This is a genomic window from Burkholderia sp. AU31652, from assembly GCF_002223155.1.
GTDB lineage: Bacteria > Pseudomonadota > Gammaproteobacteria > Burkholderiales > Burkholderiaceae > Burkholderia.
In genome coordinates this window covers 871,808-896,268 of sequence record NZ_NKFG01000004.1, presented here as the reverse complement: position 1 = coordinate 896,268, position 24,461 = coordinate 871,808, and the positions used below count along the sequence as shown (strand labels likewise).

The 24,461-nt window shown below is 67.4% G+C and carries 20 protein-coding genes; 9 read left to right on the top strand and 11 right to left on the bottom strand.

Features of this window, described 5'->3' with window-relative positions; all coding sequences use genetic code 11:
• The first annotated feature begins 66 nt into the window (after nt 1–66).
• A complete protein-coding gene (flgK, locus tag CFB40_RS16565; protein ID WP_089431813.1) occupies nt 67–2,049 on the top strand; it encodes a flagellar hook-associated protein FlgK in 1,983 nt (660 codons plus the stop codon).
• A gap of 22 nt (nt 2,050–2,071) precedes the next feature.
• Nucleotides 2,072–3,313 carry a flagellar hook-associated protein FlgL gene (gene flgL, locus CFB40_RS16560; protein ID WP_089431812.1) on the top strand — a complete coding sequence of 414 codons (1,242 nt, stop codon included), beginning with the start codon at nt 2,072–2,074 and terminating at the stop codon, nt 3,311–3,313.
• A 94-nt stretch (nt 3,314–3,407) separates the two neighbouring features.
• Here the strand turns inward: flgL and CFB40_RS16555 are convergent, their stop codons facing one another.
• Complete coding sequence (locus tag CFB40_RS16555; protein ID WP_089431811.1) at nt 3,408–4,598, bottom strand: MFS transporter; 1,191 nt, start codon at nt 4,596–4,598, stop codon at nt 3,408–3,410.
• Nucleotides 4,573–5,799: an ATP-grasp domain-containing protein gene (locus CFB40_RS16550; protein ID WP_089431810.1), complete on the bottom strand. Its 1,227-nt coding sequence runs from the start codon at nt 5,797–5,799 to the stop codon at nt 4,573–4,575. Before CFB40_RS16550 ends, CFB40_RS16555 begins: the two co-directional genes overlap by 26 nt.
• 406 nt (nt 5,800–6,205) lie before the next feature.
• On the opposite strand from CFB40_RS16550, the gene CFB40_RS16540 reads away from it, so the two are divergent.
• Nucleotides 6,206–7,513, top strand: a complete 1,308-nt coding sequence (locus CFB40_RS16540) for a solute carrier family 23 protein (protein WP_089431808.1) — start codon at nt 6,206–6,208, stop codon at nt 7,511–7,513.
• 58 nt (nt 7,514–7,571) lie between these two features.
• Here CFB40_RS16540 and CFB40_RS16535 read toward each other — a convergent pair whose 3' ends face one another.
• Nucleotides 7,572–8,456, bottom strand: coding sequence for a transcriptional regulator GcvA (locus CFB40_RS16535; RefSeq protein ID WP_069249062.1), 885 nt, complete (start codon nt 8,454–8,456; stop codon nt 7,572–7,574).
• A gap of 96 nt (nt 8,457–8,552) precedes the next feature.
• On the opposite strand from CFB40_RS16535, the gene CFB40_RS16530 reads away from it, so the two are divergent.
• The 6 genes from CFB40_RS16530 (at nt 8,553) to gor (ending at nt 14,106) form a co-directional block, all read left to right on the top strand.
• Nucleotides 8,553–9,149 carry a chromate transporter gene (locus tag CFB40_RS16530; protein ID WP_089431807.1) on the top strand — a complete coding sequence of 199 codons (597 nt, stop codon included), beginning with the start codon at nt 8,553–8,555 and terminating at the stop codon, nt 9,147–9,149.
• A complete protein-coding gene (locus CFB40_RS16525) occupies nt 9,146–9,673 on the top strand; it encodes a chromate transporter (protein ID WP_043184629.1) in 528 nt (175 codons plus the stop codon). Before CFB40_RS16530 ends, CFB40_RS16525 begins: the two co-directional genes overlap by 4 nt.
• Nucleotides 9,674–9,730: 57 nt before the next feature.
• Nucleotides 9,731–10,429 carry a YoaK family protein gene (locus CFB40_RS16520; protein WP_089431806.1) on the top strand — a complete coding sequence of 233 codons (699 nt, stop codon included), beginning with the start codon at nt 9,731–9,733 and terminating at the stop codon, nt 10,427–10,429.
• Nucleotides 10,430–10,781: 352 nt separating this feature from the next.
• Nucleotides 10,782–11,903 carry a porin gene (locus CFB40_RS16515; protein ID WP_039369128.1) on the top strand — a complete coding sequence of 374 codons (1,122 nt, stop codon included), beginning with the start codon at nt 10,782–10,784 and terminating at the stop codon, nt 11,901–11,903.
• Between the two features lie 375 nt (nt 11,904–12,278).
• Nucleotides 12,279–12,503: a hypothetical protein gene (locus CFB40_RS16510; protein WP_043185162.1), complete on the top strand. Its 225-nt coding sequence runs from the start codon at nt 12,279–12,281 to the stop codon at nt 12,501–12,503.
• 244 nt (nt 12,504–12,747) lie between these two features.
• On the top strand, nt 12,748–14,106 hold the full coding sequence (gene gor, locus CFB40_RS16505; protein ID WP_089431805.1) for a glutathione-disulfide reductase: 1,359 nt from the start codon (nt 12,748–12,750) through the stop codon (nt 14,104–14,106).
• Nucleotides 14,107–14,181: 75 nt separating this feature from the next.
• On the opposite strand, the gene CFB40_RS16500 is transcribed toward gor, so the two are convergent.
• From CFB40_RS16500 to CFB40_RS16465, 8 genes are all read right to left on the bottom strand, one after another.
• Complete coding sequence (locus tag CFB40_RS16500) at nt 14,182–15,483, bottom strand: NAD(P)/FAD-dependent oxidoreductase (RefSeq protein WP_089426502.1); 1,302 nt, start codon at nt 15,481–15,483, stop codon at nt 14,182–14,184.
• 25 nt (nt 15,484–15,508) lie between these two features.
• Nucleotides 15,509–16,813: an NAD(P)/FAD-dependent oxidoreductase gene (locus CFB40_RS16495; RefSeq protein WP_089431804.1), complete on the bottom strand. Its 1,305-nt coding sequence runs from the start codon at nt 16,811–16,813 to the stop codon at nt 15,509–15,511.
• A 111-nt stretch (nt 16,814–16,924) separates the two neighbouring features.
• On the bottom strand, nt 16,925–18,520 hold the full coding sequence (locus CFB40_RS16490; protein ID WP_089431803.1) for a DUF3138 family protein: 1,596 nt from the start codon (nt 18,518–18,520) through the stop codon (nt 16,925–16,927).
• 117 nt (nt 18,521–18,637) lie between these two features.
• Entirely contained in the window at nt 18,638–19,477 is an 840-nt protein-coding gene (locus tag CFB40_RS16485; protein ID WP_089431802.1) for an ABC transporter permease subunit, read from the bottom strand.
• Nucleotides 19,474–20,460 carry an ABC transporter permease subunit gene (locus CFB40_RS16480; RefSeq protein ID WP_089431801.1) on the bottom strand — a complete coding sequence of 329 codons (987 nt, stop codon included), beginning with the start codon at nt 20,458–20,460 and terminating at the stop codon, nt 19,474–19,476. Before CFB40_RS16480 ends, CFB40_RS16485 begins: the two co-directional genes overlap by 4 nt.
• Nucleotides 20,461–20,470: 10 nt before the next feature.
• A complete protein-coding gene (locus CFB40_RS16475; protein ID WP_089431901.1) occupies nt 20,471–21,625 on the bottom strand; it encodes an ABC transporter ATP-binding protein in 1,155 nt (384 codons plus the stop codon).
• A 188-nt stretch (nt 21,626–21,813) separates the two neighbouring features.
• On the bottom strand, nt 21,814–22,932 hold the full coding sequence (locus CFB40_RS16470) for a polyamine ABC transporter substrate-binding protein (protein ID WP_089426497.1): 1,119 nt from the start codon (nt 22,930–22,932) through the stop codon (nt 21,814–21,816).
• A 62-nt stretch (nt 22,933–22,994) separates the two neighbouring features.
• Nucleotides 22,995–24,437, bottom strand: a complete 1,443-nt coding sequence (locus tag CFB40_RS16465; protein WP_089431800.1) for an aspartate aminotransferase family protein — start codon at nt 24,435–24,437, stop codon at nt 22,995–22,997.
• Nucleotides 24,438–24,461 lie beyond the last annotated feature (24 nt).

The following is a 24,461-nucleotide window of genomic DNA, read 5'->3' as shown; positions in this document are numbered from 1 at the left end:
GGCCGTTATACCGGGAGTCACGCAACCCGGCGGCCGCGACGCGCGGCCGGCTCATCAGGATCGCGCATGTCCAACACACTCATGAACCTCGGCGTCAGCGGCCTGAATGCCGCGCTCTGGGGCCTCACGACGACCAGCAACAACATCAGCAACGCGGCGACGCCCGGCTATTCGGTCCAGCGGCCCGTGTATGCGGAAGCGAGCAGCCAATACTCGGGCAGCGGTTACATGCCGCAAGGCGTGAACACCGTCACCGTGCAGCGGCAGTACAGCCAGTACCTGAGCGACCAGCTGAACACCGCGCAGACGCAGGGCGGCGCGCTGTCGACGTGGTACACGCTCGTCGCGCAGCTGAACAACTACATCGGCAGCCCGACGGCGGGGGTCTCGACCGGGATCACGAACTACTTCACCGGGCTGCAGAACGTCGCGAACAACGCGTCCGACCCGTCGGTGCGGCAGACCGCGATCAGCAACGCGCAGACGCTGGCCAACCAGCTCAACGCGGCCGGCCAGCAGTACGACGCGCTGCGCCAGAGCGTGAACACGCAGCTCACCAGCACCGTGTCGCAGATCAACACGTACACCGCGCAGATCGCGCAGCTGAACCAGCAGATCGCGGCGGCGAGCAGCCAGGGGCAGCCGCCGAACCAGCTGCTGGACCAGCGCGACCTCGCGGTGTCGAACCTGTCGGGCCTGGCCGGTATCCAGGTCGTGCGCAACGACAGCGGTTACAGCGTGTTCATGTCGGGTGGCCAACCGCTCGTCGTCGCCGACAAGAGCTACCAGCTGGCGGCCGTCACGTCGCCGTCGGATCCGAGCGAACTGACCGTCGTGTCGCAGGGGATCGCCGGCGCGAAGCCGCAGGGGCCGAACCAGCCGTTGCCCGATTCGTCGCTGTCGGGCGGCACGCTCGGCGGCCTGCTCGCGTTCCGCAGCCAGACGCTCGACCCCGCCCAGGCCCAGCTCGGCGCGATCGCGACCAGCTTCGCCGCGCAGGTCAACGCGCAGAACGCGCTCGGCATCGACCTGTCGGGCAACAAGGGCGGCAACCTGTTCTCGACACCGTCGCCGACCGTGTACGCGAACCAGGGCAATACCGGCAACGCGTCGCTGTCCGTGTCGTTCGCGAACGCGTCGCAGCCGACGACGAGCGACTACACGCTGTCCTTCGACGGCGCGAACTACACGCTGACCGACCGCGCGAGCGGCGCGGTGGTCGACCAGAAGGCGGGGCCGATGCCGGTTTCGCTCGGCGGGCTGAATTTCTCGGTCCCGTCGGGCTCGATGAGTGCCGGTGACAAGTTCACCGTGCTGCCGACGCGCGGCGCGCTGAACGGCTTCGGCCTCGCCACGACGAGTGCGTTGGCGATCGCGGCGGCCTCGCCGGCCGTCACGTCGGCGGCGAGCACCAACACCGGCACGGGCAAGATCACGCTGGGCGGCGTCACCGCGGGCTATCAAGTGCCGACGACCAAGCTGACCTATGACGCGACGGCGAAGACGCTGACGGGTTTCCCGGTCGGCACCACGGTGACGATCGGCACCACGCCGCCGACGTCGGTCACGATCAACAACCCGACGGACACCGTCCCGTACGACCCGTCGGCCGGCGCGACGATGACGATGTCGGGGACGGCCGCGGGCGCACTCAACGGCGTGAGCGTCACGCTGTCCGGCGCACCGGCGACCGGCGACTCGTTCACGATCGGGCCGTATGCGGGCGGCACCAGCGACGGCTCCAACGCGCTCGCGCTGTCGAAGCTGGTCAACTCGAAGGCGTTCGGCAACGGCACGACGACGCTCACGGGCGCGTATGCGAGCTACGTGAACGGCATCGGCAACACGACGACCCAGCTGAAATCGTCGAGCGCCGCGCAGACCGGGCTGATCGGCCAGATCACCCAGGCGCAGCAGTCGGTGTCGGGCGTGAGCACGAACGAGGAAGCGGCCAACCTGATGCAGTACCAGCAGTTCTACCAGGCGAACGCGAAGGTGATCCAGACGGCGGCGACGCTGTTCCAGACCGTGCTCGGCCTGTTCAATTGACCGGATTCGAAGGATAGAAGCGATGCGGATTTCCAGCGCCCAGTTTTTCCAGCTGAACGTTTCACAAATGAACGATCAGCAGGCCCAGCTTGCGCAGCTGTATCAGCAGATCTCGAGCGGTGTGAGCCTGCAGACGGCGGCGGACAATCCGGCCGGCGCGGCGCAGGCCGTGCAGCTGTCGATGACGTCGGCGACGCTGTCGCAGTACGCGACCAACCAGAACGCGGCGCTCGCGTCACTGCAGGCCGAGGACCAGACGCTGCAGAACGTGAGCACCGTGCTGACGAACACGCAGTCGCTGCTCGTGCGCGCCGGCGACGGTTCGATGTCCGACAGCGACCGCTCGGCACTCGCCACGCAGCTGCAGGGTTACCGCGACCAGTTGATGACGCTCGCGAACACCAACGACGGCGCGGGCAACTACCTGTTCGCCGGCACGAAGAATTCGGCGGCGCCGTTTTCGACGACGGCGAGCGGCAGCGTCACCTATGTCGGCGACACCGGCACGCGCCAGGTGCAGATCGCCGATTCGAGCACCGTGTCGCAGGGCGACACGGGCGCGGCCGTCTTCATGTCGGTGCCGGCGATCGGCAGCTCGCCGGTGCCGTCGGCCGGCGCGGGCAACACGGGCACCGGCACGATCGGCGCGGTCACGGTGACGAACCCGTCGATCGCGACGAACGGCCATCAGTTCTCGATCAAATTTGGCGGCACGGCCGCTGCGCCGACCTACACCGTGACCGACAACTCGGTCAGCCCGCCCACCACCACGCCGGCGCAGGCTTATTCGTCGGGCTCGGCGATCTCGCTCGGCGGCGGAATGACGGTGGCGGTGTCGGGCACGCCGGCCGCCGGCGACACGTTTGCCGTTGCGCCGGCGCCGCAGGCGAGCGGTGGTTCGGACGTGTTCTCGACGCTCGACGCGATGATCGCGGCGCTGAAGACGCCCGTGACGGGCAACGCGGTGGCGGGTGCGGCGCTGAAGAACGCGCTGATGACCGGCTCGACCAAGCTGGGCAACACGATGCGCAACGTCACGACGATCCAGGCGTCGGTCGGTGGCCGCGAGCAGGAAGTCAAGGCGATGCAGGCCGTCAACCAGACCGCGTCGCTGCAGGTCACCAGCAACCTGTCCGACCTGACGAGCACCAACATGGTGACCACGATCAGCCAGTTCCTGCAGATGCAGAACGCGCTGACGGGCTCGCAGAAGGCGTACGCGCAGTTGCAGAACCTGTCGCTGTTCCAGTACATCAACCCCTGATGTCAGCCGCGCCGGCCGCGATGTGAGCGCCCGCTTGCGTCGCAGCCGGCGTCGGTCGCCGCCCGGTCGAGTGTCTGCTCGGGCGGCTGCTGTATCAGGTCGCGCGCTGGGACGTCGACAGCTCGCAACTTTCAGTGGCGTTGATTTCGGCCGCACGGACCTTGACCTTGCGCGTTGTCGTCACGGTGGCGATCGCCAGCATCGCGGCCGCCACGATGCAGACGGCGCGCGGCTGCGGACACGCCCAAAGCAGCGCTTGCGCGCCGGCCTCCCCGAACGCGCCTGCGACCCAGATGAAGCCAAAGTAGCGGCTGCGCGCATGCGCGGGTGCGTGTTCGGAAACCAGGTGGTAGAGCACCGGGATCGACAGGAGTTCGCCGATGCTCAACACGACTATGCCGGCGCCGACCATCCAGCCGGCGGGTGCCGCTCCCACCAGCGCGACGCCGACGGTGGTCAGCGCGAGTCCGGCCGTCACACTGGGCCAGGAGATACCGGTCCTTGCCGGGCGGCGCAGCGTCCACAGGTAAGCGAGTAGGACCGTGGCCGAATTCACGCCCAGCCAGACGTTGCCTTGCGTGCGTAACCCGAGTTCGGCTGCAATCAGGGGGGCGCTGGAAAAGATCATCGTGTAGCACGCCCAGATCGCGCTGAACAGGATGAACACCCTCAGGAAGATCGGGTCGTGCAGCGGTGCGAACCAGGACGCGGATCGATGCGGTGCCGGTATCGCGCGCGATTCTGCCGAGGACGCGAGTACGGTCACCAGTGCGACGCCAGCCGGGAGCAGGAGCCACAGGCATGCATTGCCGAAAGCAGGCCACAGGACAAGCGGGCCGGCCAGCGCCCCGACGTTGATCAACAAATAGTGCGTGGAAAAAGCGCGGCTGCCGGCCGGGCCTGATACCTGGCTCAGCATCGAATAAATGACCGGATTCAGGAGCCCTCCACCGATTCCGACCAGTCCGCCCGCGAAGAACAGCGCTTGCGACGAGGTGGCCTGACACAGTGCCGCCAGCCCGAGCGCCTGTAGCAGCGAGCCGAAGGCGAGCGTCGAGCGTTTCGAATACCGGTCCGCGAGGAATCCACCCAGTAAAGGGAAGAGCCGGTAGCAGAAGATCTGGATCACGAAGAACAGCGCGAGCCCCGAATCATCCAGCCAGCCTGCCTGCCAGGCGGAAATGGGTTGGTTCGGCGCGTCGAGAAGAACAGGAGCTTGTCGAGCGCGTGAAAGGCGAGCAGCGTAAGCAGCGGTCGATTCATCGCGCGATCCTGACGACGACATCGCCCAGCACCGCCTGTACCCGGTCGGCCGCGATATCGGCCGTGTCACCGGTCACGATAACGAATGCGATCCGGTCAGCGGAGCTTTCGGGTGGACGAATGCGGTCGCCCGGTTTCTTTTCCAGCCCGCAATGGACGACGTAGTCGCGCCGAGTGACGTCGTCCCAACCGTCGAGCGCTTCCAGCACGCCTTCGCGCGGGGCAACGACGAACCCCACGGCCGCCGCCGCGTTTCGAGCGGGGGGCGTTGTTTCGGCATCACCCAGCAGCGCTCGCAGGTGGAGCTTGAACAGATCGATGCCGGTTGCGAGCGGGACCAGGTGCGTTGTGATGTGATCGCCGCCGGGGCGCGGGTTGGTCTCGATAATGCGCGGGCCAGTCGAAGTCCAGCGCAACTCGATGTGAAATACCCCGGTATCCAGGCCGAGCGCCTGCGTCGCGGAGCGGGCCGCGTCGAGCAGTGCCTGGCGTTGCCGCGCGGGCAGGCGCGCGGGGAATACGTGACCGATCTCGACAAAAGACGGCGGTGACGTCACCCATTTCTCCGTTACGCCGGCAAACCGAACGGTTCCGTCGACTAGCGCCAGCTCGACGCTGAACTCGCGACCGTCCGCGAACGCCTCGAGCAGGTACTCCGTACGGCGTGCCAGGCCGAACATGCAGAAGTCCGTTTGCTGCAACTGCCGATATGCAGGTTCGAGCGCGCTCTCGTCTTGCAGCAGCGTGACCCCCTTGCTCGACGCGCTGCTGGTCGGCTTGATCACGAGCGGGTAACCGATTCGGGCTGCCGCGGCTTGCGCGTCGTCCAGGGTCGCGACCAGTGCGTAGTCGAGCGACGGCGCCCCCGCCTGCCGATACGCGTGCCTTGCGAGATCCTTGTGGACGCCGCATTCGGCCGCGAGCGCGGGGACGCCGCGCAGTCCCAGCAAGGCGACCAGTTTCGCGGCTGTCACGGTGACGAACTGATTGCCGGCGACCACGGCTGCGATGGTCGGCAGCAGGTCTGCTTCGTCCAGCGCGTGCTTGACGGCTTGCGCGTCGTTTACCGGGCACACCAGCACACCACGCACCTGATCGCGATAGTTGTACTGATCCGGACGCGTCGCGTCGCTGGTTACCGCCCGGCATTCCAGGCCTAGCGCACGGGCCGCCTGAATGTAACCGAGGCCGAAGAAGCACGGCTCGATGATGAGAACCTTCATGGGTTTGCTCCTCTCGTGGCGCGCGCGCCCTTTGCCGTTCACGCACGCTCTGGATTACCGGCGGTCAGGCGTTCCTGTCTCTCCAGTTTTTATTGGCATTCGGATGCGTCCGCTCTCCGCTGTTCCGGAATAAGCAGGCTGCACGCGCTGATGCAGGCTTTCTCGTGTTGAACTACTGTTTGAACTCGATGGATCCGTGCCGCCACGCTCGCAGCGGGGCAGTCCAGCTACTTTAGGGTGGGCGGCCCCGGCCGTGAATTGGACGAGTTCGAATCTGCATGGCTGCCGTTCGGCAGCCGCATGCGCGTCCGCCGCTTGCCAGCCCCATTTCCGCTCCGTAAACTCGCGCCAGATTCCAGACCGGCGCATCCTCCGCAGCCGGCGACCGACAGGAGCCCTTTTCCCCATGTCCGATTCCTACTTCCCGCGCTGGCGGGTGCAATCGACCGGCGCGGCCTCGCGCGTGGTCGGCCCCGACGAGCGCCTCGCGTGGCCGCAGATGGTCGCGATGGGCGTGCAGCACGTCGTCGCGATGTTCGGCTCGACCGTGCTCGCGCCGCTGCTGATGGGCTTCGACCCGAACCTGTGCATCTTCATGTCGGGCATCGGCACGCTGCTGTTCTTCGTGCTGGTCGGCGGCCGCGTGCCGAGCTACCTCGGCTCGAGCTTCGCGTTCATCGGCCTCGTGATCGCGGTGACCGGCTACGGCGGCAGCGGCCCGAACCCGAACATCCCGGTCGCGCTCGGCGGGATCGTCGCGTGCGGCGTCGTGTACGTCGCGCTCGGCCTGCTGGTGCAGGCGATCGGCACGCGCTGGATCGAGACGCTGATGCCGCCCGTCGTGACCGGCGCGGTGGTTGCGGTGATCGGGCTGAACCTCGCGCCGATCGCGGTCAAGGGCGTGTCCGGGTCGACCTTCGAATCGGTGATGGCGCTCGTCACGGTGCTGTGCGTCGGCGGCGTCGCGGTGTTCTCGCGCGGCATGGTGCAGCGCCTGCTGATCCTGGTCGGGCTGGTGATCGCCTACGCGATCTACGCGGTCGCGACCAACGGGATGGGGCTCGGCAAGCCGATCGATTTCTCGATCGTCGGGCAGGCGGCCTGGTTCGGGGTGCCGAGCTTCCGCGCGCCGGTGTTCGATCCGCACGCGATGCTGATGCTCGCGCCGATCGCGGTGATCCTGGTCGCGGAAAACCTCGGCCACATCAAGGCCGTCAGCGCGATGACGGGCGCGAGCCTCGATCGCTACGTGGGCCGCGCATTCATCGGCGACGGGCTCGCGACGATCGTGTCGGGCAGCGTCGGCGGCACGGGCGTGACGACCTACGCGGAGAACATCGGCGTGATGGCCGTCACGCGGATCTACTCGACGCTCGTGTTCGCGGTCGCCGCGGTGATCGCGATCGTGCTCGGCTTCTCGCCGAAGTTCGGCGCGGTGATCCAGACGATTCCGGGCCCGGTGCTCGGCGGCGTGTCGATCGTCGTGTTCGGGCTGATCGCGGTGACGGGCGCGCGGATCTGGGTCGTCAACAAGGTCGACTTCTCCGACAACCGCAACCTGATCGTCGCGGCCGTCACGCTGGTGCTCGGCGCCGGCGACTTCTCGCTGAGGATCGGCGGCTTCGGGCTCGGCGGGATCGGCACCGCGACGTTCGGCGCGATCATCCTGTACGCGATCCTGCGCAAGGAAAAGGAACCGGGCCCGGTGGTCTGAGCGTCCGGCGGGCGGTGCGCTGCCGCCCGCGTCATCTTGTGCGTCGACCGTCGACGCGCTACGCGCCGACGTTCGACTGCGTCTGCAGCCACGCGCAGAACTGCGCGACGAGCGGATCGTCCGCCGGCGCGCGCGGCGCGATCCACCAGTAGCTGCGCGTCGCGATGCGCGGCCCCTCCAGCGGCATCACCAGCCGGCCGCTCGCGAGCTCGTCGTCGATCAGTGGCAACGGGCCGAGCGCGACGCCCAGGCCGTCGACGGCCGCCTGCAGCGCCAGGTAGAAGTGGTCGAACGACTGCCGCTTGCGCCCCTTCATCGCCACGCCGGCCGCCGCGAACCAGTCGCGCCAGCCTTCCGGCCGCGTATCCGAATGCAGCAGCACGTGGCGCGCGAGATCGTCCGCGCGCGCGATCGGCGCGCGCTTGAGCAGCGCCGGGCTGCAGACGGGTATCACGCTTTCGTCGAGGAAGTGGCCGCTCGTGCAGTTCGGCCAGTGGCCGGGGCCGCGGCGGATCGCGACATCGAAGCCGTCGAGCGTATCGAGGGGCGCATTCGACGTCGACAGCTTCAGCTCGACGTTCGGCACGTCGCGCTGGAACCGCGACAGGCGCGGCAGCAGCCATTTCATCGCGAAGGTCGGCAGCGCATTGATGCGCAGCACGCGTGCCGCGCCCGTGTTGCGCAACTGCTCGGTCGCGAGCGCGATGCTGTCGAACGCCGCGCGCACGGTGTCGAGGTAGCGGCGGCCTTCGTCGGTGAGCTTCACGCGCTTGCCGTAGCGGTGGAACACCGGCTTGCCGAGCCAGGCCTCGAACCCGGCGATCTGCCGGCTGATGGCACCGTGAGTCACATGCAGCTCGTCGCCGGCAGCGCTGAAGCTTTCATGTCGTGCCGCGGCTTCAAAGGCCCGAAGCGCGGAAAAGGGCGGGAGATCGCGTGCCATGCTTGTGATTCTAGATCACAAAGGCGCGCCGATAAAATCGTTTTGCCGGCATGCCGAACGGCGGTAACCTCGGGTCACCGTTTGATAAGGAACCCCATGCAATCCGCTTCTCCGCCGGCCGCCCCGCCGCCGGCCGCCTCACCCCGCGGCGTCGGCCTCGCCGAGCTGTTCACCGGTTTCCTGTCGCTTGGCCTCATGTCGTTCGGCGGCGCGCTGCCGTTCGCGCGGCGCACCATCGTCGAAGAGCGCAAGTGGCTCTCCGCCGACGAGTTCACCGATCTGCTCGGGCTGTGCCAGTTCCTGCCGGGCGGCAACGTGATCAACCTGTCGGTGGCCGTCGGCATGCGCTTTCGCGGCGTCGCCGGCGCGTTCGCCGGCATGCTCGGGCTGATCGCGGGCCCGACGCTCGTCGTCGTCGCGCTCGGCGTGCTGTACGCGAAGACGCAGAACGATCCGCGCGTACAGCACCTGTTCGCGGGGCTCGCCGCGGCGGCGGCCGGGCTGCTCGTCGCGATGGCCGTGAAGGTCTTGAAGCCGCTGCGGCATGCGCGGGCGGCGGCCGGCATCGCGGTGCTCGCGTTCGTCGCGATCGCGGTGCTGCGCATTCCGCTGCTGACCACGATGCTCGTGCTGACGCCCGTCAGCGTGTGGTTCGCGTCGCGCCGCGACGCGCAGCGAGGAGAGCGGCCATGAACGACACGCTGATCGCCATCGCGACGATCTTCAGCCAGTTGTCGCTGCTCGCGTTCGGCGGCGGCAACACGATCCTGCCGGAGATGCAGCGGCAGGTCGTCGACGTCCATCACTGGATGAGCGCGCACGAGTTCACCGCGCTGTTCGCGCTGGCCCAGGCCGCGCCCGGGCCGAACATGATGATCGTGTCGCTGGTGGGCTGGCACGTGGCCGGCTGGAGCGGGCTCTTGGTCGCGTCGCTTGCGAAGTTCGGGCCGTCGTCGATCGTTACCGTGCTCGCGCTGCATGCGTGGGAGCGCTTTCGCGACCGGCCGTGGCGCCGCTACGTGCAGCAGGGGATGATGCCGGTCACCGCCGGGCTCGTCGCGGCCAGCGCGGTGCTGATCTCCGAGGCGTCGAACCGCACCGCGATCCAGTGGGGCATCACGGCCGCGTGCGCGGTGCTCGCGTGGCGCACGCGCATCCATCCGTTGTGGCTGCTCGCGGGCGGCGCGCTGATCGGGCTCACGGGCATCGGGCAATGACCGGCGCACTTTGACCGCCCGTGCGCCATACTGGCGCGAATCTTCACGGGAGGCTCGATGGATCTCGACGGCGCCAGCCGCAATCTCACTGTCGCCGCGTTGCTGACGCTGTCCGGCGGCTACCTCGACGCGTACACGTATGTCGGCCACGGCCACGTGTTCGCGAACACGATGACCGGCAACGTCGCGCTGCTCGGCATCAACCTGTCGGCCGGCGAATGGGTCGCCGCGCTGCATCACGTGCCGCCGCTCGTCGGCTTCACGATCGCGGTGTTCGTCGCGCACCTGCTCGGGCTTGCCGCGCAGCGCGGCTGGATGAAGCACACGGCGTTCGCGAGCCTGCTCGTCGAGATCGTCTTTCTCGGCGTCGCCGCGAGCGGCCTCGTCGGCGCGTCGAGCGCGTGGCTGATTCCGGGCATCTCGTTCGTCGCGACGCTGCAGACGCTGTCGTTCACCCATCTCGAGGAACTGTCGTACACGTCGGTGATGACCACCGGCAACCTGCGGCGCGCCGCGCAGAAGCTGTTCGTCGGGTTGATCCCGCGCTACGACGCGGGTGCGCTGCACGACTCGGCGCTGCTCGCGACGATCAGCTTCTGCTTCCTGGCCGGCGCGGTGGTCGGCGGCCTCGTCACGCGACTCGTGCCGGAGGTCGCGCTGTGGGGCGCCGTGCTGCTGCTCGTCGGCGCGTTCGCGGAAATCGTGCGGCGCGCGTGGCGCCGGCACACGGCCGACGGCGGGCCGGCGGCGGTGTGACCGCGCCTCCCGCGGGCGCACCCCTGCGTGTGCCCCCAGCGTGCGCCCCCGGGCGTGCCCGCGCGCGCCTGTTCCGCGGCACCTGCCGCGCGATCCTGACCGACCCGACGCACCGTCAGCCGCGCTCGCGGCCGCTGCCGTGCGGCGCCCGATGCCCGCCGGATGCGCGTTGCCGCGCGCAGCGTTGTGCGCGGGCGACAGTTCCGCCGTTACCGCGCATTTCAATTTCTTTCAGCGATGGCACTCGTCATATGATTCAGCCCACATCGCGCGCGCCAAGAACGTGAGCGATCGCCACCCGGCTGCGCACGCGGCCGGCCATGAATGGAGACACCTACAAAAAGGAAAGCTCATGAAGCAGACCACCCGACTCGCAGCCATCGCAGGGGGCGCCGCGCTCGCATTTGCCAGCCAGTATGCGGCCGCACAAAGCTCGGTCACGCTCTGGGGCGTCGCCGACGCCAGCATCCGTTACCTGACCAACGCCAACGCCAAGAACGACGGCCTGCTGTCGATGACCAACGGCGCGATCACGAACAGCCGCTTCGGCATCTACGGCACGGAAGACCTCGGCGGCGGCCTGAAGGCCGTGTTCAACCTCGAGAGCGGCGTGAACCTGCAGAACGGCGCCTTCGCCGACAGCGGCCGCCTGTTCAACCGCGCAGCGTACGTCGGCCTGCAGAGCCCGTACGGCACGGTGACCCTCGGCCGCCAGAAGACGCCGCTGTTCGACCTGCTGTCGGATACCTACGATCCGCTGACGGTCGGCAACTACCTCGAAAACGCATGGCTGCCGGTCGCACTCGGCGGCGGCCTGTATGCGGACAACCAGATCAAGTACACCGGCAAGTTCGAAGGCCTGACCGCGAAGGCGATGTACTCGACCGGCACCAACTACGAATCGACCGGCGCGGGCGGCTTCTCGGGCCAGATCCCGGGTTCGCTGGGCAAGGGCAATGCGTGGGGCGTGTCGCTGTCGTACGTGATGGGCCCGCTCAGCATCGCGGCCGGCGCGCAGCAGAACAGCGACAACTCGGCGCGCAAGCAGACGATCTACCACGCGAACGTCGTGTATGCGTTCAGCAAGGCGAAGATCTACGCGGGCTACCTGCGCTCGAAGGACGACACGGGCTTCGTCGACAGCCTGCTCGCACAGCAGACGATTCCGGTCGCGAAGGGCACCGGCCGGATCGACGACGGTCCGTTCGCGGGCGTGAGCTGGCAGGTCAGCGCGCCGCTGACGCTGACGGGCGCGTTCTACTACGACCACATGCGCAACGCGATGACCACCAACGGCACGCTCGCGAGCGGCAACCGCTACGCGATCGTCGGCATTGCCGAGTACGCGCTCAGCAAGCGCACGGAAGTCTACGGCACCGTCGACTTCAACAAGACGAACGGCGCGGCGAACGTCGAGCTGCCGGGTCGCAGCAACCAGACCGGCATCGCGATCGGCCTGCGCAATATCTTCTGACGAACGTCGGAACGCATCGGCCGGCAGTCGTCCGGCCTGCATCGAAGGGGCGCCGCGAGGCGCCTCTTTTTTTTCGTCACGCGACCTTCATACGCGCGCACGACTATTCGGCGAATGCTTCATCACGAGACCCCCGCGCCGTAAGGGTTTCGTCGGCAATCCAGAACATACTTTTACAGTGCGCGCGACGGCTTTCCGCTACGCTGCGTGCATCGCCCGTTGCGTGCCGCCTGGCACGCGCGTGCGTCGTTCCGGTTGCGCTCGGCGAGTGCGGCCGGCCTGGTGCGTAACTTGTGTATCCGGTGATGACAATCGCGGTCCGCCGGTTTTTTTCGTGGGACGATGCGCTCACGATTTTCTTGAAAGGGGATGACGATGGGTATCCTGAACACCGTGGGTGAAATCGCTGGCGCAGTCGCTGCTGTCGAAGGCGCGGAAAAGCTGGATCCGGATGCGGGCCTGCTGACCAAGGCGGCCGCCGCCGTCGCCGGCTTCAAGGGTGCGGAAGCGATCGAAGGCATGCTCGAGAAGAAGGAAGAGCAGCCGCAGCAGGCAGACGACACGCAGGCGACGGACGGCAGCGACACGTCGCAGGCATGAGCATGGCGGCTGGTCCGGCCGTGGGCGCGCCCTTCGCGCGCCCGGGCGGACCGGTGCCGCGCAGCCGGCAGGTCGGGCATGCGGTCGATCGGTGACGCATGACACACCCGGCAGCTGGTTTGACCGGCGAGAGGCAACGTCTCTCGCCGTTTTTTATTGGGCGGGCGCCGGGCTGCACCGTGCGCCGCAAGAATGCCGGAATCTTGCTATCGTGCCGTCATCCGAACTGCGATGAGGGAATGCGATGGATTTCGACTACGACCTGTTCGTCATCGGCGCCGGCTCGGGCGGCGTGCGGCTCGCACGCATGTCCGCGTCATACGGCGCGCACGTCGGCATTGCGGAAGAAGAGCAGATCGGCGGCACCTGCGTGCTGCGCGGCTGCATTCCGAAGAAGCTGCTCGTCTACGCATCGCACTACCCGCATGAAGTCGAGGACGCGAAGGGCTTCGGCTGGAGCTTCGGCGCCGGCACGCTCGACTGGCCCGCGCTGATCGCCGCGAAGGATCGCGAGATCAACCGGCTCAGCGACATCTACATCAACCTGCTGCGGCAATCGGGCGTCGAGATGCACGCGGGGCGCGCGACGCTCGTCGATGCGCATACGGTCGCGATCGGCGAACGCACGATCCGTACGCGCCACATCGCGATCGCGACCGGCTCGCGCCCGTCGATGCCGGCGCGGCCCGGCATCGGGCATGCGATCACGTCGCGCGAGGCGCTGTCGCTTGCCGCGTGCCCCAAGCGCATCGCGGTGGTCGGCGGCGGCTATATCGCGGTCGAGTTCGCGGGCATCTTCAACGGCTTCGGCAGCCACGTCGACCTGTTCTATCGCGGCGAGAAGATCCTGCGCGGCTTCGACGACGACGTGCGCCAGTTCCTGACCGACGAGATGACGAAACAGGGTGTCACGATCCATGCACGCTCGGTGGTCGAGTCGATCGAGCGCGCGGACGACGGCACGCTGAGCGTGCGCGTCGGCGCGGCACGGCACGGGCCGTACGACCAGGTGCTGTATGCGACCGGCCGCGTGCCGAACGTCGACGGCCTCGGGCTCGAGCAGGCGGGCGTGATGCTCGACGCGCGTGGCGCGATCGCCGTCGATGCGTATTCGGCGACGTCGGTGCCGTCGATCCACGCGATCGGCGACGTCACGTCGCGGCCGCAGCTCACGCCGGTCGCGACGCGCGACGGCGGGTTGCTCGCCCGCACGCTGTTCGGCGGGTCGCGCGTCGCGGCCGACCACGAATGGGTGCCGTCGGCGGTGTTCAGCCAGCCCGAGGTCGCGACGGTCGGGCTCACCGAGTCGACCGCGCGCGACCTGTACGACGGCGACGTCGATATCTACCGCACGTCGTTCAAGGCGCTGCGTCACACGCTGTCGGGCCGCGACGAGCGCACGCTGATGAAGCTCGTCGTTGCGCGCGACAGCCAGCGCGTGGTCGGCGCGCACATGGTCGGCCGCGATGCGGGCGAGATCATCCAGGGCATCGCGATCGCGATTCGCGCGGGTGCGACGAAGGCGCAGTTCGACGACACGATCGGCATTCACCCGACCGCGGCCGAGGAGTTCGTGACGATGCGGCAGAAGGTGGCGGATTAGCGGGGGCGCGTCGGCGCACGGCAACAACGGAACGGCTGCGCTTCGACGCGGCCGTTTCTCGTTGATGTGACCCGGTCAATGCACGCCGAATGCGTCGAGCAGCCGGTACCAGCTCATCGCGAGCACCAGCGCCGGCGTGCGCAGCGCCTCGCCGCCGGGGAAGTCGCGATGGCGGATCTTGTCGAACAGGTCGAAGCGGCTCGCCTGTCCGTTGATCGCCTCGGCGATCAGCTTGCCCGCAAGCGCGGTCGTGTTCACGCCGTGCCCCGAGAACCCCTGCGCGAAATACATCGTCGGCGCGATGCGGCCGAAGTGCGGCGCGCGGTTCATCGTGATGTCGACGAAGCCGCCCCACGCGTAGTCGACCTTCACGTCCGCGAGTTGCGGGAACGTCTTCAGCATGTCCGCGCGCATCGCCGCCGCGAGATCGCGCGGCTCCCGCGTCGAATAGCTGACCTTGCCGCCCCACACGAGCCGCGTGTCGGGCGCCGGCCGGAAATAGTCGAGCACGAAGCGGCTGTCGCAGATCGCCGCGCGCGCGGGCATCAGCGCGGCGGCGCGCGCGTCGCCGAGCGGCTCGGTCGCGATCACGTAGGTGCCGACCGGCATGATCTTCCTCGACAGCGCGGGCGCGAGCGTGCCGACGAAGGTATTGCACGCGAGCACGACGAAACGCGCGCGCACGTTGCCGCCGCTCGTCTCGACGACATGGCCGCCCGCGACGTCGCGCACGCGCGTCACGCAGCTGTCCTCGTGGATGCGCACGCCCGCGTCGGTCGCCGCGCGAGCGAGGCCGAGCGTGTAGTTGAGCGGATGGAGGTGGCCGCTGTCCGGGTCGTACAGGCCGCCGCAATAGCGCTCGGACTGCACGTAGTCGCCGAGTTCGTCGGCTTCGACGAAGTGGAAGCGGTCGTAGCCGAAGCGCTTCGCGGCTTCGTCGCGCCAGCGTTTCAGGCCGTCGGCGTCGCGCTCGGTGTTCGCGGCGGTCAGGTAGCCGGGCACCAGCGCGCAGTCGATGTCGTGCTGCGCGATGCGCGACTTAACGAGCGACAGCGTTTCGAGCCCCATGTCCCAGATGCGCTTCACGTCGCCTTCCGGCATGAACTGCCCGAACGTGTCGATGTCGCACGCGAACCCGCCGATCAGCTGGCCGCCGTTGCGGCCGCTCGCTGCCCATCCGACCCGCGACGCCTCGAGCACGGTCACCGAATGGCCGCGCTCGGCGAGATTGAGCGCGGCGGACAGGCCCGTGAGGCCCGCGCCGATCACGCACACGTCGGCATCGATCGTGCCGGCGAGCGGCGCGTGGCGGGTCGTATCGTTGGCGGTCGCCGCGTAGTAGGACGCGACGTGCGGCTGGTTGGCGAATGTCTGCATGGTCAGGATAACGGAGGAGTTTGACTCAGAATAGCTCGCGCACGCGGTGGTACAGCATCCCGAGTTCGAGCGCGGGTTGCCGCCATGCGTCGCCGCCGGGGAAGCGCCGGTGACGCATGCGCGCGAACAGGTCGAACGCGCGTGTGTCGCCCGCGATCGCGCCGGCGACCGCGCGTCCGGCGATGCCGGTGAGCGCGACGCCATGGCCGCTGAAGCCCTGGACGTAGAAGAAGTTCGGATCGAGCGCGCCGAAATCCGGTGCGCGGTTGCGCGTGACGTCGACGAAGCCGCCCCAAGCGTGGTCGACGCGCACGTCGCCGAGCTGCGGGAACACGCCGACCATGCGGCGCCGGATCGTTTCGGCGAGCGTGGCGGGCGACGCGCCGGCCGAATTCGCGCGGCCGCCGAACAGCATCCGGTGGTCGGCCGACAGCCGGAAATAGTCGAGGAAGAAGTTGTTGTCGCATACGGCTTCGCGCTGCGCGATCAGCGCGTCGGCGCGCGCCAGGCCGAGCGGCTCGGTCGCGATGATGTACGACGCGATCGGCGCGATGCGGGCGGCCGTCGCGGCCGGCAGCACGCCGCCGGGGCCCGCGTTGCAGCACGACACGACGAAGCGGCAGCGCACGTCGCCGGTTGGCGTGCGCACGACGGGCCGCTCGCCGCGCACGACGTCGAGCGCGGGCGTATGCGCGTACAGCGCGACGCCTTCGCGGCGCGCGGCATCGGCCAGGCCGAGGCAGTACTTGAGCGGATGCAGGTGGCCCGACAGCGGATCGTAGACGCCCGCGAGATAGCGTGTCGATGCGATGCGCGCGCGGATCTCGCCGGTGTCGAGCCATGACAGCGACGGATGGCCCCAGCGCTGCGTTGCGGCGTCCATCCACGCGTGCAGGTCGTCGATGCGGCGCGGTTTCGTCGCGACCGTCAGGTAGCCGCGCGTGAAGTCGCAGTCGATCCCGTAGCGCGCGATCCGCTCGGCGATCAACGCGACGCCGTCGAGCGACAGCGACCACGCGGCGCGCGCGCCGTCGGCGCCGAGCTGCCGCTCGACTTCCTCGTCCTTCGCGAAGCCGGTGATCGCCTGGCCGCCGTTGCGGCCCGACGCACCCCAGCCGGGCCGGTGCGCGTCGATCACCGCGACGGACAGCCCGCGCGCACGGCAGTCGAGCGCCGTCGACAGGCCCGCGAAGCCGGCGCCGATCACGCAGACGTCGACGTCGATCGTCCCGTCGAGCGCCGGGTCGTCCACGGCGGGGCGCACGGCCGTCGCTTCGTAGTACGAGTCGCGCGCGAGCGCATCGGCGCGGCGGGTGAAAGACTGCGTCATGAATCCGGCTCCCTCGTTGCAGCCGGCGGCGGTGCATCGCGCACCGTCGTCCGGCCGGTAAAAACGGCGCGGGACGCCGTGCGTGCGGCACGGCGTCCCGCGCGGGCTGCGTCAGAACGAATAGATGAACTGCGTCGCGAGCAGGTCGTTGGACTTGCCATACGATCCGTCGTTGCGCAGGAACACCTTGTTGTTCGCCCAGTCGTGGCGGTATTCGACCTTCACGGTGATCTGCTGGGTCGGATAGAACAGCAGGTCGAGCGCGACATCCTGGCGCACGGCCCCCTTGCACTCGAAGCCCAGGCCGCCGCCGGCCTTCGACTGCGCGAGGCAGTCCGCGTCGACGCCGAAGCCGTTGCTCGGGTCCATCCCGTTGCCGTTCAGCGCGATGCCGCCGCCGCCGCCGCCGTTCTTCGAGTTGGCGAGCAGGTCGTAGCGCAGCGTCACGCCCATGCGGCCGACCACCGGCGCGTTGAACTTGCGGTGCGCGAGCAGCGACAGGCCGTACCACTGCGCGAGCCCGCCGTTGAACGCCGCATGCTGCTGACGGCCGTAGTCGACTTCCGCGTTGTACTGAATGTCGGCGAGCGTGTAGGTCGCGTCGAGTTCACCGAAGAAGAACGAGCCGTACGCGCTCGGTGCTGCACCACCCGGGCCGTAGTTGACGCCGATTTGTTGGCCGGTAACCGGATCTGTCACAGCTGCCGACGACAGCGTCTGGCGACCGATATTGAACGAACCGCCGATGTCGAGCGCACTCGACCACGTGTAGTCCGCGCGTGCGGTGAAGGTCGGCACCTTGTTGCTGGTGGTGATCGGGTCGCCGAGCGCATTCACGCCCTTCTGCGTGACCGAACCGTACGTGCGGTACTGCTCGTTGCCGAGGAAGAACTTCCACGCCCAGTTGCCCTTCGTGTAGTTCGCGCCGATCCCGACGTAGCTGCCCGGATCCGAGAAATCGTACAGCAGGTTGTGCGTGAGCGTGAGCATCTGGTTCGACTGCTGCACCTCGTAGCCGCCGAAGCTCGGGATCAGGCCGGCGACCAGCGTCGTTTCGGCGGTGATCGGCACGTTGATGACCGCGGTGTTCAGCAGGTTGTCGGTGATCGAGCCGCGCGAGTTCTGCAGCAGCGTGATGCCGTTGCCGCGGTTCGGCATCAGCGTGATTTCCGCCGACGGCGCCATCGGGCCGACGCCGAACGTCTTCTTGATGTCGAGGTAGAGATCGCCGAACGTGCTGTTGAAGTAGTTGTACGCGTTCTCGTGGTTCGCGAACAGGAACGACGACGTGCCGGCCGCGCGGTTGTACATGTAGGTCGGGTCGATGTAGCCCGTCACCGACAGGCCGGCGAGCGGGCCCGTGTTGGCCGCGTCCGTCAGCGAGTCGACCTTCAGCTGCTGGTTCGCGATCTGCTGCTTCATTTCGCCGACCTCATCGTTGGTCAGCGTGGCCTGCGCCTTGCCGTAGTCCGGCGAGCCCGAGTCGACGGCCACCGCGGCCGGCGCGACGCCCACCCCTGCCTTCGTGCCGGCCTGGGCGGTCGCGGGGCCGCCCTTCGCCGACAGTTGCGCCTGCATCGCCTTCATCTGTTTCTGCAGCGCCGCGACCTGCGCCTGCAGCGCCTTGATCTCGGCGGATGTCGAGTCGGCCAGCGCGATGCCCGGTAACGCGCCGGCCACCAGCAGGCAGATCAGTTTCTTCTTCATTGCGGATTCTCCTTGTCGTGTGCCTGTCAAATCGGAATCGAATCGCGCGCCCCCCCCTGGGGCGGCGCATCTTGCTTGTCTGCAGTGCTTGTTATCTTTGGAACAGGAGGCGATACGTCACGCCACCGCGAACGCCGCCTTCATGTCGGCGATACGGCGCCGCTCACGCGCGATCATCATCCGGTTCACGACGATCACGCCGATCGTCACCGCCGTGATGAACAGCGTCGCCAGCGCGTTCATCTCCGGGTTCAGCCCCAGCCGCACGCGCGAGAACACCACCAGCGGCAGCGTCGTCGAGCCCGGCCCGGACAGGAACGCCGACAGCACCAGGTCGTCGATCGACAGCGTGAACGACAGCAGCCACCCCGACAGCAGCGCCTGCGAGATCAGCGGCAGCGTCACCACGAAGAACACCTTCAGCGGCGTCGCACCCAAATCGAGCGCCGCCTCTTCCAGCGACTTGTTCATCTCCTTCACGCGCGACTGCACGATGATCGCCACGTACGACACGCACAGCATCACGTGGCCGATCCAGATCGTCACCATCCCGCGCCCCTTCGGCCAGCCGAACATCTGCTCCAGCGCAACGAACAGCAACAGCAGCGAGATGCCCTGGATCACTTCCGGAATCACCAGCGGCGCGTTGATCATCCCCGTGTACAGCGTGAAGCCCTTGAAGCGGCCGAAGCGCGCGAGCACGAAGCCCGCCCACGTGCCGATCACGACCGATGCAGTGGCCGTCAGCAGGCCGATCTTCAGCGACAGCCACGCGGCGCTCAGCAGCTCGTCGTCGTCCAGCAGCGCCGCGTACCACTTCAGCGAGAAGCCCGACCACACCGTCACCAGCTTCGACTCGTTGAACGAGTACACGGCCAGGCTGATGATCGGGATGTACAGGAACAGGAAGCCGAAGGCGAGGACGCCCGTCGACAGCGGTTTGCTCGGCTTGATCATTTCGCGTCCTCCAGTTCCTTGACCTGGTAGTACTGGAACAGCGCCATCGGCACCAGCAACAGCAGCACCATCGCGACCGTCACCGCGGACGCCATCGGCCAGTCCATGTTGTTGAAGAATTCATCCCACATCACGCGGCCGATCATCAGCGTGTCGGCGCCGCCGAGCAGCTCCGGAATCACGTACTCGCCGACTGCCGGGATGAACACCAGCAGGCTGCCGGCGATGATCCCGTTCTTCGACAGCGGCAGCGTGATCCGCGTGAACGCGACCCACGGTTTCGCGCCGAGGTCGTACGCGGCTTCGAGCAGCGTGAGGTCCATCTTCACGAGGTGCGCGTACAGCGGCATCACCATGAACGGCAGGTACGAATAGACCATCCCGATGTAGACGCCCGCATCGCTGTGATAGAGGCGCAGCGGCGTGTGGATGATGCCGAGCGCGATCAGCGTGTGGTTCAAGAGGCCATCGTCCTTCAGGATGCCGATCCATGCGTACACGCGGATCAGGAACGACGTCCAGAACGGCAGCATCACGGCCATCATCAGCACGTTGCGGCGGTTCGGTTCCGAGCGCGCGATGTAGTACGCCATCGGATAGCCGATCAGCAGGCACAGCACCGTCGACACGGCGGCCATCTTCAGTGAGCTGAGGTAGGTCGCGATGTACAGGTCGTCCTGCAGCAGGAACGCGTAGTGCGACAGCTGCAGCGCGAAGTGCACGACGCCGTCCTTGATCTCGACGAGCGACGTGTACGGCGGAATGCCCATCACCTGGTCGGCGAAGCTGATCTTCAGCACCAGCACGAACGGCAGCGCGAAGAACACGGCCAGCCATACGAACGGCACGCCGATCGCGACGCTGCGGCCCGACGGCAGGAAGCGCGACAGCGCGGCAAAGCGGCCTCGGCGCTTGTCAGCCTGGGGCGCGGCGGTCGTGCCGGTCGACACCGGAGTGGAGGACGTGGAAGCGGAGGTTCTCATCGTGGCGTCCTCACTGCGTCAGCACGACGCCGCTGGCCGGCGACCACGACACGAACACGTCGTCGTTCCACGCCGGTGCGTTGTCGTGCATCAGGTGCGAGCTCGACAGGTTCGACACGACCGTCTTGCCGCTCGGCAAGCGCACGTGGTACAGCGAGTAGCTGCCCATGTACGCGATGTCGGTCACGACGCCGCGCGCCCAGTTGTGTTTCGAGCCGGGCTTTTCGCGCGACACGTGAATGCGTTCCGGGCGCACCGAGATGCCGACCGGCATGCCGAGCGGGCCGGTGACGCCGTGGCTCACGTACATGCGCGCCTCGAGGTCGTCGCTTTCAACGAAGATGTGATCGGGTTCGTCCTCGACCACGCGCCCTTCGAACAGGTTGGTCGAGCCGATGAATTCGGCCGAGAAGCGGCTGTTCGGAAACTCGTACACCTCGCCCGGCGCGCCGATCTGCACGATCTTGCCTTCGCTCATCACCGCGAGGCGGCTGGCCATCGTCATCGCCTCTTCCTGGTCGTGCGTGACCATCACGCAGGTCACGTCGACCTTCTCGATGATGTTCACGAGTTCGAGCTGGGTCTTCTGGCGGATCTTCTTGTCGAGCGCGGACATCGGCTCGTCGAGCAGCAAGAGCTTCGGGCGCTTGACCAGCGAGCGCGCGAGCGCGACACGCTGCTGCTGGCCGCCGGAGAGCTGATGCGGCTTGCGCTGCGCGTACTTGCTCATCTGCACGAGCGCGAGCGCGTCGGCCACGCGCGCCTTGATCTCGTGCTTCGGCGTGCCTTCCTGCTTCAGGCCGAACGCGACGTTCGATTCGACCGTCATGTGCGGGAACAGCGCGTACGACTGGAACATCATGTTCACCGGGCGGCGATACGGCGGCAGCGACGCGAGGTCCTCGCCGTCGACGAAGATCTTGCCGGAGGTGGCCGTCTCGAGCCCGGCGAGCATGCGCAGCAACGTCGACTTGCCGCAGCCGGAGCTGCCGAGCAGCGCGAACAGCTCGTTCTTCGCGATCGTCAGGTTCACGTTGTCGACGGCGGTGCTGTCGCCGAATTTCTTCACGACGTTTTCGATGCGCACGAAGGCGTCGTTTTGCGTACGGGCCGCGGGGGCCGGCTGGGTGTGTCGTGCAGCAGCGGAAGAGGGTATCGATTGCATGGGATTCACCATTCGTTCTTCACGGATTGCAGGCGTGAGCGCCCCCGCGCGAGGCGCAAAACGCGACTCACGGGCGACGGCTCGTGCCGGATGGAACAGTGCGCGCGGCGCGCGCGGGCGGACGGAGGTCCGCGGATCTCAGGCGGGCAGGCGTGAAGCGCCGCCTGCGCCGCCGGAATTCAGGTCGATCAGTGGCCGGTCTTCAATTGGGCCCACAGACGGTTCTCGAGGCGCAGGATGTCGGCCGGCATCGGCTTCATCAGCACCATCTTCTTCAGCACGTCTTCAGGCGGGTAGACGGTCGGGTCCTGTGCGACGGCCGGCGTGACGAACTGGTGCGCGGCCTTGTTCGCGGTCGGGTAGAACACCGTGTTGGTGATCGCCGCGTTGACCTTCGGATCCGACACGTAGTTGATCCACTTCAGTGCGGCTTCGGCGTGCGGTGCATCCTTCGGGATCACCATCACGTCGAACCACAGCAGGCCGCCTTCCTTCGGATTCGAGAACTTGATGTCGTACGAACGCTTCGCTTCGGCCGAGCGGCGATGCGCGATGCCGACGTCGCCCGACCAGCCGAGCACGACGCACACGTCGTTGTTCGCGAGGTCGTTGATGTAGCCGGACGAGTTGAACTGGGTGATGTACGGGCGGACTTTCTTCAGGACTTCGAACGCAGCCTGGTAGTCGCCGGGATTCTTGCTGTTCGGATCCTTGCCCATGTATTGCAGCGTGGCGGCGAACACGTCGACGGCCTGGTCGAGGAACGACACGCCGCAGCTCTTCAGCTTTTCCATGTTGGCCGGATCGAACACCAGCGCCCAGCTGTCGACCGGCGCCTTGTCGCCGAGGGCCTTCTTCACCGCCTGCGCGTTGTAGCCGATGCCGTCCGTGCCGTAGGCCCAGGGCACGCCGTACTGGTTGCCCGGGTCGGCATCCGAGATCATCTTCATCAAGAGCGGGTCGAGGTTCGCGAGGTTCGGCAGCTTCGACTTGTCGAGCTTCTGGTACACGCCGGCCTGGATCTGCTTGGCCATGTAGTTCGACGTCGGCACGACGATGTCGTAACCCGAACTGCCGGCCAGCAGCTTCGCCTGAAGCGTGTCGTCGCTGTCGTAGTTGTCGTACTTGACGTGAATGCCCGTCTGCTTCTGGAAGTTCGGGATCGTGTCGGGTGCGATGTAGTCGGACCAGTTGTAGACGTTCAGCTCGTCGGCCGCGTGTGCCGTCGGGCTGGCGACCGACGTGAACGCGGCCGCGGCGGCAAGGGCGGCAACGGAACAGGCTTGGCGAAGAAAGCAGGCACGCATGGTGGAATTCCCCTGGTTATGGCGGCGTGCGGCGCCCGCCGCACGCCTGTAGGCAAAAACCGTTACGAAATACCCAGTTGCTGGGCGGTTGCATCGACTGCTTTTTTCGCCTTCGATACGAGTTCATCGATTTCCGGACGCGAGATCACGAGCGGCGGCGACAGCAGCATCCGGTCGCCGGTCGCGCGCATGATCAGGTTGCCGTTGAAGCAGAAGTCGCGGCAGATCGTGCCGACGTCGCCACCGTTCGCGAAGCGGCGGCGTTCGGCCGGCGCTTCGGCGAGCTGCAGGCTCGCGACGAGGCCGTGGCCATGCACCTCGCCGACGATCGGGTGGCGCGCGAAGGTTTCGCGCATCAGCGCCTGGAAGTACGGGCCCGTGTCGTTCTTCACGCGCTCGACGATCCCTTCATCGCGCAGCAGCTTCAGGTTCGCGACCGCGACGGCCGCCGCGACCGGGTGGCCCGAGTACGTGAGGCCGTGATTGAATTCGCCGTTGTCGATGATCGGCCGCGCCACGCGTTCGTGAATGCCGACCGCCCCCATCGGCACGTAGCCCGACGTGAGGCCCTTGGCCATCGTGATGAGATCGGGTTCGAAGCCGAAGTGTTGGTGTGCGAACCATTCGCCGGTGCGGCCGAAGCCGCCGATCACTTCGTCGGCCACCAGCAGGATGTCGTACTTGCGGCAGATCCGCTGGATTTCCGGCCAGTACGTCGACGGCGGGAAGATCACGCCGCCCGCGCCCTGGAACGGCTCGCCGATGAACGCGGCGACGTTCTCCGCGCCGAGTTCGAGGATCTTCGCTTCGAGCTGCTGCGCGCGTGCCAGGCCGAACGCTTCCGGCGTTTCGCCGGCCGCCGCTTCACCGAAGAAATACGGCTGGTCGATATGCACGATGTTCTCGACCTTCGACGGCATCTGCTCGTGCATGTAGCCCATCCCGCCGAGCGTGCCGCCGGCGATCGTCGAGCCGTGATAGCCGTTCTTGCGCGAGATCACGTATTTCTTCTGCGGCTGGCCCTGCACGCGCCAGTACTGGTGCACGAGGCGCAGCACGGTGTCGTTGCCTTCCGAGCCGCTGTTGCAATAGAAGAAGTGGTTGAAGCCGGCCGGCGTGACTTCCGCGAGCATCGCGGAGAGTTCGATCACCGGCGGGTGCGTGGTCTTGAAGAACGTGTTGTAGAACGGCAGTTCCTGGATCTGGCGATACGCGGCGTCGGCGAGTTCCTTGCGGCCGTAGCCGACGTTCACGCACCAGAGGCCGGCCATCCCGTCGATCACCTTGTTGCCGTCCGAGTCCCACAGGTAGACGCCGTCGGCCTTCACGATCACGCGGCTGCCGGCGCGGTTCAACGCGCCCATGTCCGAGAACGGGTGGATGTGGTGCGCGGCGTCGAGCGCGCGGTATTCGGCGGTCGTGCGCGCCTGCGTCGCGCGCGGTGCGGCGGCCGTGGCGCTCGGCGCGGCCGGCTGGATCCAGGCAGATTCGTTGCGGTACGTCATGTTTCCTCCGTGATTCCGTATTCG